Annotated in this window: 14 protein-coding genes; 11 read left to right on the plus strand and 3 right to left on the minus strand. The window is 75.4% G+C overall.

The window, feature by feature from the left end; genetic code table 11:
- The first annotated feature begins 143 nt into the window (after positions 1 to 143).
- On the plus strand, positions 144 to 1,103 hold the full coding sequence (locus tag AB0F68_RS19925) for a vanadium-dependent haloperoxidase (RefSeq protein WP_357340304.1): 960 nt from the start codon (positions 144 to 146) through the stop codon (positions 1,101 to 1,103).
- A gap of 25 nt (positions 1,104 to 1,128) precedes the next feature.
- On the opposite strand, the gene AB0F68_RS19930 is transcribed toward AB0F68_RS19925, so the two are convergent.
- Positions 1,129 to 2,058, minus strand: a complete 930-nt coding sequence (locus tag AB0F68_RS19930) for an NAD(P)-dependent oxidoreductase (RefSeq protein ID WP_357340704.1) — start codon at positions 2,056 to 2,058, stop codon at positions 1,129 to 1,131.
- Positions 2,059 to 2,194: 136 nt separating this feature from the next.
- Between AB0F68_RS19930 and AB0F68_RS19935 the strand changes: the two genes are divergently transcribed.
- From AB0F68_RS19935 to AB0F68_RS19950, 4 genes are all read left to right on the plus strand, one after another.
- Positions 2,195 to 4,360, plus strand: coding sequence for an FUSC family protein (locus AB0F68_RS19935; RefSeq protein WP_357340312.1), 2,166 nt, complete (start codon positions 2,195 to 2,197; stop codon positions 4,358 to 4,360).
- A 54-nt stretch (positions 4,361 to 4,414) separates the two neighbouring features.
- A complete protein-coding gene (gene smpB / locus AB0F68_RS19940) occupies positions 4,415 to 4,897 on the plus strand; it encodes an SsrA-binding protein SmpB (RefSeq protein WP_357340314.1) in 483 nt (160 codons plus the stop codon).
- 88 nt (positions 4,898 to 4,985) lie between these two features.
- The gene (locus AB0F68_RS19945; RefSeq protein WP_357340316.1) at positions 4,986 to 5,561 is read left to right on the plus strand and encodes a helix-turn-helix domain-containing protein; all 576 of its coding nucleotides are present in this window, start codon (positions 4,986 to 4,988) and stop codon (positions 5,559 to 5,561) included.
- Complete coding sequence (locus tag AB0F68_RS19950; RefSeq protein ID WP_357340318.1) at positions 5,558 to 6,835, plus strand: MFS transporter; 1,278 nt, start codon at positions 5,558 to 5,560, stop codon at positions 6,833 to 6,835. Before AB0F68_RS19945 ends, AB0F68_RS19950 begins: the two co-directional genes overlap by 4 nt.
- Positions 6,836 to 6,928: 93 nt before the next feature.
- Here the strand turns inward: AB0F68_RS19950 and AB0F68_RS19955 are convergent, their stop codons facing one another.
- On the minus strand, positions 6,929 to 9,574 hold the full coding sequence (locus AB0F68_RS19955; protein WP_357340320.1) for a glycoside hydrolase family 3 N-terminal domain-containing protein: 2,646 nt from the start codon (positions 9,572 to 9,574) through the stop codon (positions 6,929 to 6,931).
- Between the two features lie 268 nt (positions 9,575 to 9,842).
- Between AB0F68_RS19955 and AB0F68_RS19960 the strand changes: the two genes are divergently transcribed.
- The gene (locus AB0F68_RS19960; protein ID WP_357340322.1) at positions 9,843 to 11,081 is read left to right on the plus strand and encodes a family 16 glycosylhydrolase; all 1,239 of its coding nucleotides are present in this window, start codon (positions 9,843 to 9,845) and stop codon (positions 11,079 to 11,081) included.
- A gap of 22 nt (positions 11,082 to 11,103) precedes the next feature.
- Complete coding sequence (locus AB0F68_RS19965; protein WP_357340324.1) at positions 11,104 to 11,268, plus strand: DUF397 domain-containing protein; 165 nt, start codon at positions 11,104 to 11,106, stop codon at positions 11,266 to 11,268.
- A gap of 58 nt (positions 11,269 to 11,326) precedes the next feature.
- On the opposite strand, the gene AB0F68_RS19970 is transcribed toward AB0F68_RS19965, so the two are convergent.
- Entirely contained in the window at positions 11,327 to 11,785 is a 459-nt protein-coding gene (locus AB0F68_RS19970; RefSeq protein WP_357340327.1) for an Lrp/AsnC family transcriptional regulator, read from the minus strand.
- Between the two features lie 111 nt (positions 11,786 to 11,896).
- Here AB0F68_RS19970 and AB0F68_RS19975 point away from each other — a divergent pair, with 111 nt between their 5' ends.
- The 4 genes from AB0F68_RS19975 (at position 11,897) to AB0F68_RS19990 (ending at position 15,406) form a co-directional block, all read left to right on the plus strand.
- Positions 11,897 to 12,955: a Glu/Leu/Phe/Val dehydrogenase dimerization domain-containing protein gene (locus AB0F68_RS19975; RefSeq protein ID WP_357340329.1), complete on the plus strand. Its 1,059-nt coding sequence runs from the start codon at positions 11,897 to 11,899 to the stop codon at positions 12,953 to 12,955.
- 64 nt (positions 12,956 to 13,019) lie between these two features.
- Positions 13,020 to 14,003, plus strand: a complete 984-nt coding sequence (locus tag AB0F68_RS19980) for a DUF664 domain-containing protein (RefSeq protein ID WP_357340331.1) — start codon at positions 13,020 to 13,022, stop codon at positions 14,001 to 14,003.
- A 19-nt stretch (positions 14,004 to 14,022) separates the two neighbouring features.
- Positions 14,023 to 14,541: a GNAT family N-acetyltransferase gene (locus AB0F68_RS19985; RefSeq protein WP_357340333.1), complete on the plus strand. Its 519-nt coding sequence runs from the start codon at positions 14,023 to 14,025 to the stop codon at positions 14,539 to 14,541.
- Positions 14,542 to 14,557: 16 nt separating this feature from the next.
- The gene (locus AB0F68_RS19990; RefSeq protein ID WP_357340340.1) at positions 14,558 to 15,406 is read left to right on the plus strand and encodes a PhzF family phenazine biosynthesis isomerase; all 849 of its coding nucleotides are present in this window, start codon (positions 14,558 to 14,560) and stop codon (positions 15,404 to 15,406) included.
- Positions 15,407 to 15,418: the final 12 nt, after the last annotated feature.

The raw sequence follows: 15,418 nt of genomic DNA on the forward strand, positions 1-15,418 counted from the left end.
CGCCGGGGTGTCGGTTGGGGGGCCCCCCGCGCCGCCCCCCCCCCCCCCCCGGGCGGGGGGGGGGGGGGGGGGGGCGGGGGGGGGGGGGGGGGCCCCGCGGGGCCGGGGGGGCCCCCCCCGCGCACGCCGCGCTAGCCGGGGCCGTGCACGAGGCCCTCACCACGCTGGCGCCGGCGCGCGCCGCCGACCTGGACGCGGCGCTCGCGGCCACGCTGGACCGGCTGGGCCCGGCCGCGGTCGCACGCACCGCCGTCGTGACCGGCCGGGACGCCGCTCGCGAGGTGCTCGCCGAGCGGGCCGGCGACGGGCTCGACCTCGCCTCGGTCAACCGACCCTTCACCCCGCCGGCGCCGGCGCCGGGCGTCTGGCGGCCGACCCCGCCCGGCTTCGCCGCCGCGGTGCAGGCCGGCCAGGGCGACGGCCGGCCGTTCCTGATCGACGACGTGCGGGCGTACCTGCCCGAACCGCCGCCCGCGCTCGACAGCGATCGCTACGCCCGTGACCTGGCCGAGAGCCGGGCGGTCGGCGCCGCGGAGACCAGCAGCCGCACCGATCGGCAGACCGATGTGGCCCGGTTCTGGGCGCAGACCTCGCTGAACGGCTACACCGGGGCGCTGCGCGCCGCCGTCGCCGCGCCGGGGCGGGCCCGCGGGACGGCGCGCCGGGCGGCGCTCATCGCCCTCTTCCATGCGGCGACCGTCGACGCCCAGCTCGTCACGTACGCGGCCAAGTACCGGGACCTGCGCTGGCGCCCGGTCACCGCCCTCCGGACCGGCCACATCGCGCCGGATCCGGCGTGGGCCCCGCTGATCACCACCCCCGCCCATCCGGAGTATCCCAGCGGGCACACCACCTACGCGGGGGCCGCCGAGATCGCCCTGCGGGCCCTCGCCGGGCCGCCGGACGGGCCGGTGGCGCTCACCAGCCCCACCGCTCCCGGCGTCACCCTCACCTACCGGGACTGGCGCGAGCTGACCCGGGACAACGTCGACGCCCGGGTGTGGTCGGGCATCCACTTCCGGCACACCGACGAGGTCGGCGCGACGGTCGGCCGCCAGGTGGCGGCGGCCGGGCTCGCCCGCTGGGACGGCCGACCGCTGTAGCCGCACCCGGACGCTCCGCCGCGTGCTATCGGGTCGCCTCCCGGGCGAGGGCCCGCGTCACGACCGTCAGGTCGTCGCCGCCGAGGCCCTGCTCGGCCGCGCGTCGCCACTCGCCGGCCAGCGCCTCGGCGGCCGGGAACCGGCCGGGCGGCACCTCGCGCAGCGCGAGGTCCACGTCCTTGAGCGCCAGGGCCAGCGAGTACTGCGTCGTGTAGTCGTCCCCGGCGATCCGGTCCAGCTTGTCGCCGGCCCAGGGCGACACCAGTGGGCTGCCGCGCAGGGCCCGGTGGACCGTGGCGCGGTCCAGGCCGAGCACGTCGCCCAGGGCGACGGCCGCGGCGATCCCCTCGTTCACGAAGGCGAGCAGCAGGTTGTTGACCAGCTTCAGCCGCGACCCGGCGCCCACCGGCCCCACCCAGACGGTCTGCTGCCCGACCGCGTCGAAGACCGGCGCCACCCGGTCCCGCACCTGGTCCGGGCCGGAGGCGAGGACGACGAGCCGGCCCTGTTCGGCCGGCCCCCGGCTGCCGGCCACCGGGGCGTCCACCAGGGTCACCCCGGGGCGCTCGGCACGCACCAGCTCGGCCAGGCGCGCGGTCTCGGTCACCCCGATGGTGCTCATCTGCGCCCAGACCGCCCCCTCGGGCAGCGCGGCGAGCATCCCCTGGTCGACGGCGATCGCGCGCACCGCGGCCGCGTCGGTCACCATGGTCACCACCACGTCGGCCCGGCGTGCGGCGTCGGCCGGGTCCGCGGCGACCTCGGCGCCCTGGTCGCCGAGCGCGCGGGCCGGCGCCGGGTGCCGGTTCCACACCACCGTCGTCAACCCGGCCCGGACCAGGTTCGCCGCCATCGGCGACCCCATGCCGCCGAGCCCGAGCACCGCCACCCGCGTCATCCGCCGCTCCCCGCCTCGCCTACCGGGCAGCCTAGGCGTGCCGGAGGCGGGCAGCATCGCGATCGCGGACACTCGACCGGCGGGGACGCGGCCGGTCGGTCCAACCGGGGACCGTCACCGCCGCCGACCCGATAGAGTCCCGGGAGCAGACGGCCTGCCGCCCCCCGGGGACCTGTTGGGGAGCGGTGTGGGCATGGGTCGACGGCCCGGCGAGGAGCTGCGGGACCGGCTGCGTCGCCGCGACCCGGGCTACCGCCTCATCCGTCGGGCGGTTCGGCTGACCGTCGTCGCGTCCCTCACCTTCTACGGCTGCCGCTACGGCCTGGGCGACGTCACCCTCGCCACGTACGCCCTGTTCGGCACGGTCGCCACGGGCAGCTTCGCCCAGCTGCCGGGGCCGCCCGCGGTACGGGCGCGCACCGTGCTGGCCGCCGTACCGGTGGCCTGGGTGCTCGTGGCGGTCGGCACCGTGCTGGCGGTCAGCACCGCGGCGGCGTCCGCCGGGATGCTCGCCGTCGGGTTCGCGGTGGCGTTCGCGGGGGTCGGCGGGCCACGCCTGGTCGGGCTGGCCAACGCGCTCCAGCTCTTCTACATCCTGGCCTGCTTCCCGCCCTACCAACCGGGCACCCTCCCGGCCCGGCTGGCCGGCGTCACGCTGGGCGTCGTCCTCGTCGCGCTCGCCGAGGTGACGCTCTGGCCGGACCCGGCGCCGGCCACCTTCCCGCAGCGCCTCGCCGCGGCGGCCGGCGGCCTCGCGGACCTCGTCGACGCACTGGCGGACATGCTGGTCGCGCGGCCCGGCGCGGCGGAGGAGGCGGCCCGGCGGCACGCCCGGGCGGCACAACTGCTCGACGAGGTGCGGATGCCCCGACTGCCGATGACGGCACGCCCGACCTCGGCCGGTCGCCGCGACCGGGCCTGGCGGGACGCGGCGGCGGCCGCCCAGGAGGTGCTCGCGGTCGCCGGGCCCCTCGCGTCCCGGCCGGAGGTGCCGGGCAGTGGCGACGCCGACCTGGCGGGCGTGCTCCGGCGGTGCGCCGCCGCGCTCCGGCGCTCCGCGGACGTGGCGGTACGGCGGCCGGGGGCACCGGCCGTCGACGAGCCGGAGCGGGCCGCCGCGCTGCCGCCGTCGTGGCGGGCGGCCGGGGCGGCCCGGCTGCGCGTGGATGCGGCGGTCCGGACCCTCCTCGACCACGTCGGCACGTATGCGACGGCGGTCCGGATCGCCACCGGTCCGCCGGGACGTCGCGCCGCGCGCCCGCCCGAGGCGGGCCCGGACCAGTTCTGGTACGCCGGGCGCAGCACGTGGTCGCTGTACCGGCAGCAGTTCCGGGCGCACCTCACCCCGCGGTCGGTGTACCTCGAGGGCGCGGTCCGGCTCGCCGTGGCCCTGACCGCCGCCCGGGTGGTGGCCGGGGTGGTCAACCTGCAACACGGGTTCTGGGTTCTCCTGGCGACGCTCAGTCTGATGCGGGCCTCCGCGTCGGACACCCGGACCACGCTGCGGCCGGCGTTGATCGGCACCCTCGCCGGGGGCGCCGCCGGCGGCCTGCTCCTGCTCGTCTCGCCGGAACGCCAGGCGTACGCCGCTCTGCTGCCGCTGGCGCTGGTGCTTGCCTTCGGCGTCGGCCCCCTGCTCGGCCTGGGCTGGGCCCAGGCGCTGCTCACCCTGCTGCTCATCGTCGTGTTCGCCCAGCTCAACCCGGCGTCCTGGCAACTGGCCGGAGCCCGGGTGGTCGACGTCGCGATCGGCGCCGTGGTGGGCGTCCTCGCCGGCCTGCTGCTCTGGCCGCGCGGCAGCGGGGGCGAACTGCGCCGCAACGCGGGCGCCTACCTGGCGGCGAGCGGGCGGGCCGTCGAGAAGATCGTCGAGGCGCTGGCGGGTACGGCGGACGCGCGCGGCGCGGTCGACGCGGCCCGGCGCGCGGAGGCCCTGGCCAGCGCGTCATTCGTCCAGTACCACGCGGAGCGCCACGATCCTCGGCTGTCCCAGGTCGACTGGGACCGGGTGCTGGCGGCGGCGCACCGCGCCAGCCACGGCGGGCAGGCGCTGCTCGCCGACCGCCGGCCCGGCGCGCTGGCCCCGTGGCCCGGCCCGGCGACGGCGCTGGTCACGCGGGCCGGCCGGCTCCGGGACGACTACGCCGACCTCGGCCGCCAGGTGACGCGGGGCCGGATCGACCGGCCGCCCGCGCCCACGGACCCCGCCGGGGACATCGCGCGGCAGGTGCACGGGCTGGTGCGCGACGGCGAGGACCGGCCGGAGGTGCTGTCCCTGGTGGAGGTCGACGGCTGGCTCGACGACCTCGGCGGTCACCTCCGCCGCGCCGCCGCACCACCGCCGTCCCGGGACGGCTGACGAGCCGCGGCCGGCGGGTATCCTGCTCGGCGTCGACCGGCGGGGAGGTGGGGCGTGACCAGGGAGACCGGGCGCAAGCTCGTCGCCTCGAACAAGAAGGCACGACACGACTACACGATCCTGAAGACGTACGAGGCCGGGATCGTGCTGGCCGGCACCGAGGTGAAGTCGCTGCGCGAGGGGCGGGTGTCGCTGGTCGACGCGTTCGCCCAGGAGCGCGACGGCGAGATCATGCTGTACGGCCTGCACATCGCCGAGTACGGCTTCGGCACCTGGACGAACCACCAGCCCCGGCGCACCCGGAAGCTGCTGCTGAACCGGGTCGAGATCGCCCGGATCCTGGAGAAGCTGCGCGACGGCGGGGTCACCCTGGTGCCGCTGTCGATGTACTTCTCCAACGGCTGGGCCAAGGTCGAGCTGGGCCTGGCCCGGGGCCGCAGGTCGTACGACAAGCGCCAGGCCCTCGCCGAGCGGGACGCCAACCGCGAGATCGCCCGCGAACTGGGCCGCCGCCTCAAGGGCCGCCGTCCGTCCTGATCCACCCCCGCGCATGCGGCCCGCTTCCCGTGCGCACCGACATACAAGGCTTCTTGTACATCATCCGTTGTGGGTCTAGCCTGTCGTCATGTCGGACGAGCCGAGCACCCTGCACCTGACCGACCCGCGGGCCATGCGGGCGCTGGCGCACCCCACGCGGATCCGGCTCCTCGGCGAGCTGCGCATCCGTGGCCCGCAGACCGTGGGCATGCTCAGCGACGTCACCGGTGAGGCGGTCGGCTCGGTGAGCTACCACCTGGGCAAGCTGGCCGAGCACGACTTCGTCCGGGAGGCCCCGGAGCTGGCCCGCAACCGCCGGGAGCGGTGGTGGCGGGCCGCGCACGCGCGTACCGACTGGGAGCCGGTGGAGCTGCTCGACGACCCGGAGCGGCGGCTCGCCTCCGGCCTGCTCCGCCGGGCCGTCCTCCAGCGCTACGTCGAACGGTTCGAGGCCTACCTCGACGCCGAGGCGTCGCTGGACCCGGCGTGGGTGCGCGGCACCACGAGCAGCGACAGCTTCCTCCACCTGACCCCCGACGAGCTGGTGGAGCTGCGCCGCGAGCTTTCCGAACTGGGCGCCCGCTGGCAGGCGCGCAGCAACCCGGACCGGCCGGAGGCGCGGACGGTCACGCTGATCTGGCAGGCCTACCGGGGGCCGCAGTGAGCCGCCGGTGGGGGCCGCTGGCCGGGCTGCTGGCCGCGCACACGGTCTCGCTCACCGGCAACATGCTCACCCTGATCGCGCTGCCGCTCTACGTGCTGGCCGAGACGGGCTCCCCTGCCGCCACCGGGCTGGCCGGCGCGTTCGCCACCGCGCCGGTGGTGCTCGGCGGCGCCTTCGGCGGCGTGCTCGTCGACCGGATCGGCTACCGCCGGGCGAGCGTGCTGGCCGACCTGGTCTCCGGCGTGACGGTCGCCGCCGTACCGCTGCTGCACGCCACGGTCGGGCTGCCGTTCCCGGCGCTGCTCGGGCTGGTCTTCGTCAGCGGCCTGCTCGACACCCCGGGCCAGACGGCCCGGACGGCGCTGCTGCCCGAGGCGGCGACCGAGGCCGGTGTGCCGATCGAGCGCGCGATCGGCTGGTTCGGCGCCACCGAGCGGGGCGCCCGCCTGATCGGCGCGCCGGTGGCCGGCCTGCTGGTCGGCGCGCTCGGCGCGCTCCCGGTGCTGGCCGTGGACGCGGCGACGTTCGGCGTCTCGGCGCTGGCGGTGGCGGTGCTGGTGCCGGCGAGCCTGCGGCCGTCCGGCTGCCCCGGCGAACCCTCGGCCGGCTACTGGCGGGACTTCGCCGCCGGGCTGCGCTTCCTGGTCCGCGAGCCGCTGCTGCGCGCCATGGTGCTGCTGGTGCTGGTCACCAACCTCTTCGACGCGACCAAGAGCAACGTGCTGATGCCGGTGGTCGCGGCGCGGGACCTCGGCGGGGCGACCGCCTTCGGCGTGCTGGTCGGCGCGATGGGCGGCGGCGCGCTGGTCGGCTCGCTGCTGTTCAGCGCCGTCGGGCACCGCCTGCCGCGCCGCGCCACCTTCGTCACCGCCTTCGCCGTCTGCGGGGCGCCGCCCTTCTGGGCCCTCGCCGCCGCCCCGCCACTGCCGGTGATCGCCGCGGTCTGCGTGGTGTCCGGCCTGGCCGCCGGCGCGATCAACCCGCTGATCGGCGCGGTGGAGCTGGAGCGGGTGCCGGCGACCATGCGGGCCCGGGTGTACGGGGTGATCGGGGCGGGCGCCTGGGCCGCCATGCCGGTGGGCGCGTTCGGCGCCGGGCTGGCCGCCGACCGGTTCGGCACCACCGCCACCCTCGTCACCGTGGGCGCCGGCTACCTGCTGGTGGTGCTCACCCCGCTCCTCGGCGGCCCGTGGCGGGACCTGCGCCGGCCGACGCCACCGGAACAGCCACAGTCGGAACGGTCACCCACGCCCGCCGTCACCGGGGCGGAGTGACGGCGGCCAGCGGCCGGCCGGAACCGCGCGGCGACCCGGGCCGGCACGCCGGTCTCCCCGATGACGACTCACCCGGGAGACCGGCGTGGCGGGTCAGGCGGCCACGCGGGCGAGCAGGGCGAACGCGCGGACCGGGTCGCCGGTGAGCTGGGCGTGGTCGGCGTCGGCGATCAGCGCCGCCCAGTTCTCCGGCGCGCTCCCCCGCACCACGGCAGCCTGGGCGGCGTCCCGGGCGACTCCGAGGATCGCCTCGACCAGCCCGGCGTCCCGGCGGTCCGCGCCGAGCTGTCGCCCGAGCCGGTCCAGCACCCGGGGGGCGTCGCGCAGCGAGCCGTCGGCGTTCCAGCCGGCCGGGGCCAGGGCCGCCCGCACCTGCGGCCGGTCGGCGGCGACCGCGGCCAGCCGGTCCCGACCCGGGTCGGTGCGCAGGCCCCAGCCGAACGGGAACAGCGGCCGGTAGTCGGCGTCGCCCACGTTGACCGGTACCTGCGCCTCGTCCCGCGGCCAGCTCACCGGCAGCCGGCCGGTGAACGGGCGGCGGCCGAAGAGCACGTCGGCCACCCCGGCGCCCTCGCTGCCCGGCAGCCACGACGCCACCAGGGCGTCGATCTCGCCGAGCTGGTCGGTGAGCACCTGCGGCCGGCCGGAGACCACCAGCACCACGCAGGTCGGCAGCGCCGTGCAGACCTTGTCGACGACCGCCCGGTCGGCGGGCTGGAGCCGCAGCGACTTCTCCTCCTGCTGCGGCCCGCTGCACCAGCCGCACTCCGGGCCGCCGACGTCGCCGTAGCCCTCCGCGTACGGGGTTTCGCCGACCACCACGACGCCGACCTGGGCGCCGTCGGTGGGGGCCGAGGCGTCGGCGCTGTAGGTGACCCGGGCCCCGGGGGCGACCTCGCGGATGCCGTCGAGGATCGACGTGCCGAGGACGGCGTCGGCGCCGGAGACGCCCTGCCAGGTGATCGTCCAGCCGCCGGCCTGGTTGCCGAGGTCGTCGGCGTTGCGTCCGGCCAGGTAGATCGAGGCGTCGCGGCGCAGCGGCAGGGCCCGCCCGCTGTTCTTCAGCAGCACCTGCGACTTCGCCACCGCCTCCCGGCCGACGGCCCGGTGCGCCGCGCTGCCGACCTGGTCGACGTTGTCGGCCGAGGCGTACGGGTGCTCGAAGAGACCGAGCTCGAACTTCTTGGTGAGGATCCGCCGCACGGCGTCGTCGATCCGCGCGGTGCTCACCCGCCCGGCCGTCACCTCGGCCAGCAGCAGTTGCTCGAACTGCTCGGCGTTGTACGGCTCCATGAACATGTCGGTGCCGGCGTTCACCCCGACCCGGACCTTGTACGCGGTCAGCCCGCCGTTGGTCGGCTCGGCGGGGTCGGGGATCTGGTGGATGCCCTCCCAGTCGGAGATCAGGAAGCCGTCGAAGCCCAGCCGGCCCTTGAGCACGTCGGTGATCAGTTCGCGGTGGGCGTGCATCTTCGTCGGGTTGCCGAGCCCGTCCTCGGCCCAGTCCACGCCGGAGAAGGAGGGCATCACGCTGCCCACCTTGTGGGCCCGCACGGCCGGCAGGTACGGGGCGAGGTCGACGCGGGCGAAGTGCGCCCGGTCGGTGACGGTGACCCCCTGGTCGATCGGGTACTTCTGCTCCCACCAGGGCTTGCCCTCGTTCGCGGCGGCGACGGCCTCGTCGTAGTCGGTGTCGCCGTCGCCGGCGTAGTGCTTGGCGGTGGCCAGCACCCGGTCGTCGTCGTCGAGCCGGCCGGGCCGGCCCTGGAGGCCGTCGATGACGGTCTCCATCGACACCACCAGCGCCGGGTCCTCGCCGAAGCTCTCGTAGCTGCGGCCCCACCGCTCGTCCCGGGAGACGCAGAGGCAGGGGGCGAAGTTCCACGGGATGCCGGTGGCGCGTACCTCGGCGGCGGTCGCGTGGCCGACCCGCTCGACCAGCTTGGGGTCACGGGTGGCGCCGAGCCCGACGTTGTGCGGGAAGACGGTGGCGCCCACGACGTTGCCGTGGCCGTGCACGGCGTCGATGCCGTAGATCATCGGGATCTGGAGGCGGGTGCTCAGCGCCTGCGCCTGGAGCCCGTTGACCATCTCGACCCAGGCCGCCGGGGTGTTGCTGGCCGGCGTCGAGCCGCCCCCGGAGAGCACCGAGCCGAGCTGCCAGCGGGCGACCGCGGCGGGGTCGTCGGCGACCGCCGCCCGCTCGGCCTGGGTCATCTGGCCGATCTTCTCCGCCAGGGTCATCCGGCCGAGCAGGTCGGCGACGCGCCGCCGCACCGGCAGCCGGGAGTCGAGGTATGGCAGGCCGTGCGCGCCGACCACCACGGTGGGCCGGGCCGCGACGGTGGCCCCGTCGGCGGCCAGGGTCAGCGGCACCGTCTCGGCGGTCTCCGCCGCCCCGTCCGCGCGCACGCTGACCGCGACCGAGCGGGTGGCGCCGGACGGGCTGCCCGCCGGGAAGGTGAGCGTGCCCGAGGCGGCGGCGTAGTCGGCGCCGGGGGTGGCGGTGCCGGCGCCGGTGGCCCAGCGCACGGTGACCGGCGCGGCCAGGGGTCGTCCGTCGGGGGTGGACACACCGACGTCCACCGGCACCCGGCTGCCCTCGGCCGCCGCGTACACCGACCGGCCGGTGGTGACCGTGGCCGTGCCGGCGTCGGCGGCCGCCGCGGGCGGGGCCGGCAGCAGGGCCACCACGAGGGCGCCGGCCCCGGCGAGCGTGGCGGGTCTGGACAGTCTCATCTCGCGCCTCCCCCGGGACCGGTCGCCCGGTGCCCCGTCGGCCCCGGACCGCCCACGTCCCGGTTCCGGATCCTCCCGAACCGCATCGCATCGCGTCAATATTTCCGGCCGGTTCCGGAACCGGTCGCGGCAACCCCGGGAAGCGCTCTCTTGACAGGTCCGCACTTCGTTCATAACTTCATCGAAGTCTATCTTTATGGTTTGTTTACCGTTCGGCGACTCAGGTCCGCCGCAGCGGGGACGACCGGAAACCGCAGGGAGGCACCCCGTGCGCAGCATCCGCACCATCGCCGCCGTGGCCCTCGCGGCCGTGGGCCTCACGGCCGCGCTCACCACCGTCAGCGGCGCTCCCGCCGTGGCCGCGCCCGGCGCGGTGACCTGGTCCGACGACTTCAACGGCGCGGCCGGCACACCGCCGGACGGCAGTCGCTGGCGGTACGACACCGGCGGCAGCGGCTGGGGCAACAACGAATTGCAGTACTACACCAACAGCACCCGCAACGCCGCCCTCGACGGCAACGGCAACCTGGTCATCACCGCCCGCAAGGAGAACCCGGCCGGCTACTCCTGCTGGTACGGCAGCTGCCAGTACACCTCGGCGCGGCTGCTCACCAACGGCACGTTCAGCCAGGCGTACGGCCGCTTCGAGGCGCGCATCAAGATCCCGCGCGGGCAGGGGCTCTGGCCCGCGTTCTGGATGCTCGGCAACGACATCGCCACCAACCCGTGGCCCAACAGCGGCGAGATCGACATCATGGAGAACATCGGCCGGGAGCCGTCCACGGTGCACGGTAGCCTGCACGGGCCGGGCTACTCCGGCGGGGCCGCGCTGACCGGCCAGACCTCGCTTTCGGGCGGCCAGGCGCTCGCCGACGCCTTCCACACCTACACTGTCGACTGGGCGCCCGACTCGATCACCTGGTACCTGGACGGCGTGGCGTACTCCCGCAAGACCCCGGCCGACGCCGGCAGCAACCGGTGGGTCTTCGACCACCCGTTCTTCATGATCATGAACGTCGCGGTCGGCGGCAACTGGCCCGGCTCGCCGGACGGCAGCACCACCTTCCCGCAGACCATGGTGATCGACTACGTCCGGGTCCAGGCCTGGGACAACGGCGGCGGCTCCACCACCGGCGCGCCGATCGTCGGGTACGGCAACAAGTGCGTCGACGTCGCGTCCGCCAGCACCGCCAACGGCACCCCGATCCAGCTCTGGACCTGCAACGGCACCGCCGCCCAGCGGTGGACCTGGAACGCCGACGGCTCGGTGCGTGCGCTCGGCAAGTGCATGGACGTGGCCGGCGGGTCGACCGCGAACGGCGCCAAGGTGCAGCTCTACGACTGCAACGGCACCGGCGCCCAGCGGTGGACCTTCACGGCCGCCGGCGACATCGTGAACCCGCAGGCCAACAAGTGCCTGGACGCCACCGGCGTCAGCTCCGCCGACGGCACCCGATTGCAGATTTGGGACTGCACCGGCGGCGCGAACCAGAAGTGGCGCCGCTGACCGCGACCGCCTTTTCGCAGGAGTGACACCGGGGCGGACGGTACGGACCCGTCCGCCCCGGTGTCGCCGCGACCCGAAGGACTCGACGGGTCCGGTGCTCACCTTCGACCCGCCGGTGTGGCGGGCGTTCGTCGCTGGGTCAGCCGCTACGAGTTGGACCTGGCTGCTGGATGAGTGGTGCGTCTGAGTTCCGCCGGCTCGCGGGCGGCGCCGCCTCCGCGTGGTCCGAGCCGCGCGCCGCCCTCCTACCGGTCGAGCGGTTCGATCACCTGCTTGCGGGCGTGCTGGTAGATGACCGAGCTGCGGAACCCGACGATCTCGCGGCGTCCGCTGAACTTGTCCATGAGGAAGGCGTGCAGGCTGTCCACGCTGGGCACGGCCACGTGGACCAGGAAGTCGTCGCCGCCGGCCACCACGAACACCGACACGACCTCGGGCAGGCTCATCGCGTACTTCTTGAAGCCCTCGATGACGGTGCGGCTCAGCGGGCGGACCTGCACATGCAACAGGGCCTGCACCTCGCGGTTGAGCGCGGCGAGACTGATCTCGGCGTGGTAGCCGGTGATCACGCCGCGTTCCCGCAGCGCGCGCACGCGTTCCAGGCAGGTCGACGGCGCGATGCCCACGGCGCGGGCCAGTTCGCGGTTGGTCTGCCGCGCATGTGTCTGGAGATGCTGGATGATCGCCGCATCAAGTTCGTCCACGACCGAGATCGTGCCACCATTTCCGAACGACGTTCGGTACGACCCGGCGACACCCGTCCATCTGCCTACTGTCAACCCCGTTCCGGCAGGCGGATGACAGGAGGAACCATCGTGGTCACGGCGGAGGTCGACAGCGGGTCCATGCACGAACACGTCGTCGTCAGGCGGGGCACCCGGTCCGGCCTGCCGATCATCGTCGCGGTGCACTCCACCGCGCTCGGGCAGGCCATCGGTGGCTGCCGGCTGGCGCGCTACCCGCACTGGCGGGACGGTCTCACCGACGCGCTGCGGCTCTCCGCCGCGATGTCGGACAAGTGCGCACTGGCCGGGCTGCCCAACGGTGGCGGCAAGACGGTCGTCGCCCTCCCGCCGGGCCGGACACCGGACGGAGCCACCCGCCGGGCCATTCTGCACGACGTGGGCGATGTCATCGCCGGTCTGGCGGGCGCCTACGCCACCGGCCCGGACGTGGGATCCGGACCGGACGACATGGTGACCATCGCCGAGCGGACGCCGTACGTGTTCTGCCGACCGGTCGACGCCGGCGGCAGTGGCGACTCGTCCGCGCACACCGCCGTCGGGGTGCTCGCCGCGCTGCGCGCGTTGTGCGCCGAGCGGTTCGGTTCGGCCGACCTCTCCACGCGCAGCCTCGCCGTGCTCGGCCTCGGCCGCGTCGGCGGCCACCTGCTGCGGATGCTCGCCGGCACCGGCGCGACGCTGGTCGCCAGCGACCTCGACGACACCCGGCGCCCGCTCGCCGACGCCGCCGGCGCCGCCTGGGTCAGCCCGCAGGGCTGCCTGACCGCCGACGTGGACGTCCTCGTCCCCGCCGCCCTCGGCGGCCTGCTGACCGCGGACTCGGTGCCGAAGCTGCGCTGCACCGCGATCGCCGGGCCGGCCAACAATCAGCTCGACACCCCGGCCACCGCGGACCTGCTGCACCAGCGGGGCATCCTCTGGGCGCCGGACATCGTCGTCAGCGCGGGCGGCATCATCCATGCCACCGCCGTCGAGCTGCACGGCGAGACCTCCGAGCAGGCCGCCGTCCGGGTCCACGGCATCGCCGACACCCTCACCGGCGTCCTGCGTACCGCCCGTGCCACCGGCTCGACCCCGGCCACCGCCGCCCGCTCCCGGGCCCGCCAGCGCATCCGGGACGGCCACCGATGAGCCGTACCCGCCGTCGCCCACGCACCCGCGCCCTCAACCTCGGATTGATCTGGAGCGTCACGGCATGACCTTGAACACCAAACTCGTGATCGTCGTCCGCGCCGACCTGCCGGCCGCGCTGGCGGCCAACGCGGCGGCGGTGCTCGCGCTGAGCCTCGGCGGACGGCTGCCCCACCCACCGGCCGCCGACGCCAAGGACGGATCCGGCGAGCGGCACGCCGGGCTGAACCCCCATCCGGTGCCCATCCTCAGCGCCACCGCCGACCAGCTCCGCGACCTGCACCGCAGCGCTCGCGCCGACGACGATCTGATCACCGTGGGCTTCAACGAGGTCGCCCGACAGGCCCGGACCTACCACGACTACCTGGCCGCGCTCGCCGCGACGCCCGCCGACGAGATCGACTACGTCGCCGTCGCGGCGTACGGCCCGCGTAACCGGATCACCGCCCTGACGAAGCGACTCCCGCTCTACGCCGCCGACGCCCCGGTCGACGCACGGCCGGACCGGACGCACCGGAAGGCGGGGCTGTTCCCCACCGCCGAGGACGGCCGGTTCAGCACACCCGCCAACGTCGGTGAACGGCAACTGCTGCACGACATGCTCCGAGCCCAACGCCACACGCTCGCCCTGAAGTGCGCCGGCATCGAGGAAGCCCTGGCCCGCCGGACGGTGCCGCCGTCGACGCTGTCGCTTCTCGGCCTCGTCCGGCACCTCGCCGACGTGGAGCGCCGCTGGTTCCGCCAGGTCCTGGCCGGGCAGGACGCACCCCCGCGGTTCTCGTCCCGGACCAACCCGGACGGCGACTTCGACGACGCGGTACCCGAGCCCACCGTCATCGCCGCCGCCCACCGGGCCTGGCACGACGAGGTCACGTTCGCCGACACGTTCATCGCCGACGCCCGCGACCTCGACGTCGAAGGTAACGACGCCTGGCGCGGTACCGTCTCGCTGCGTTGGGTTCTGGTGCACCTGATCGAGGAGTACGCCCGCCACAACGGGCACGCCGACCTGCTCCGGGAACGGATCGACGGGACGGTCGGCATGTGACACTGCCATGATCAGGAGCATGACGCCCCTCACCCCGGACCCCATCCGCACCGAGCGGCTGCTCCTGCTGCCGCTGCTCGTGGAGCACGCCGAGGAGATGGCCGCCGCGCTGGCCGACCCGCGGTTGCACACCTTCATCGGCGGCTCCCCCGCCGACCCGCAGGCCCTGCGCGCCCGCTACGAACGGCTCGTCGCCGGTTCCCCCGGCCCGGCCGTCTCCTGGTGCAACTGGGTGATCCAGCTTACCGACGAGGAATGCCTGGTGGGCACGGTCCAGGCGACCGTCAGCGGCCCGGCCGACGAGCGCCTCGCGGAGATCGCCTGGGTGGTGGGAACCCCCTGGCAGGGGCGGGGCATCGCCACCGAGGCGACCCGCGCGCTGATCGGCTGGCTGGGGCAACGACGGGTGGGCACGGTGATCGCCCACATCCATCCGGAGCACCGGGCGTCCGCCGCCGTCGCCACCGCCGCCGGCCTCACCCCGACCGACATCCGGCACGAGGGCGAGATCCGCTGGGTACGGGCCGCCGGCGGCTGACCCGTAGCCTGGCGCCATGACGGAAGTCCTGCGGTACGCCGCCTTCACCACCGACCCGACGGCGGGCAACCCCGCCGGCGTGGTCCTCGACGCCGCTGACCTCACCGACCCGCAGATGCAGGCCATCGCCGCCGACGTCGGATACTCCGAGACGGCGTTCCTCACCGCCACCGGGCCCGGCGAGTACGACGTCCGCTACTTCAGCCCTCAGGCCGAGGTGCCCTTCTGCGGCCACGCCACCATCGCCTCCGCCGTGGCCGTCGCCGAGCGCGGCGGCACCGGCGAGCTGATCTTCCGTACCCCGGCCGGAACGGTTCCGGTGGCGACCGCCCGGGACGCCGACGGACGGCCCACCGCGACCCTGACCAGCGTGGCGCCCTCCGACGCGCCGGTGGCGCCGGAGGACCTCGCCGAGGCGCTCGCCGCCCTGGGCTGGGCCACGGCGGACCTCGATCCGGCGTTGCCGCCCCGCGTCGCGTACGCCGGCGCGCACCACCTGGTCCTGGCCGCGGCGACCCGGGAGCGGCTGGCCGCGCTCGACTACGACTTCGACCGGCTGCGCGACCTGATGCTGCGGCAGGACTGGACCACCGTGGCGCTGGTGTGGCGCGCCTCCGGCACCGAGTTCCACGTCCGCAACCCCTTCCCGGTCGGCGGGGTCGTCGAGGATCCGGCGACCGGGGCGGCGGCCGCCGCGCTCGGCGGCTACCTGCGTACCCATGGCCTGGTCGAGACGCCGGCCACGCTGCACCTGCATCAGGGGGCGGATCTGGGCCGGCCGGGCCTGCTGGTGGTGGACGTGCCGGTCACCGGCGGCGTCCGGGTGACCGGCAACGCCGTGGTCATGCCCGAAGCTCGACGATGAACGCGCCGGAGC

Origin of the sequence: Micromonospora sp. NPDC023966, from assembly GCF_040639095.1 — a bacterium.
Classification (GTDB): domain Bacteria; phylum Actinomycetota; class Actinomycetes; order Mycobacteriales; family Micromonosporaceae; genus Micromonospora.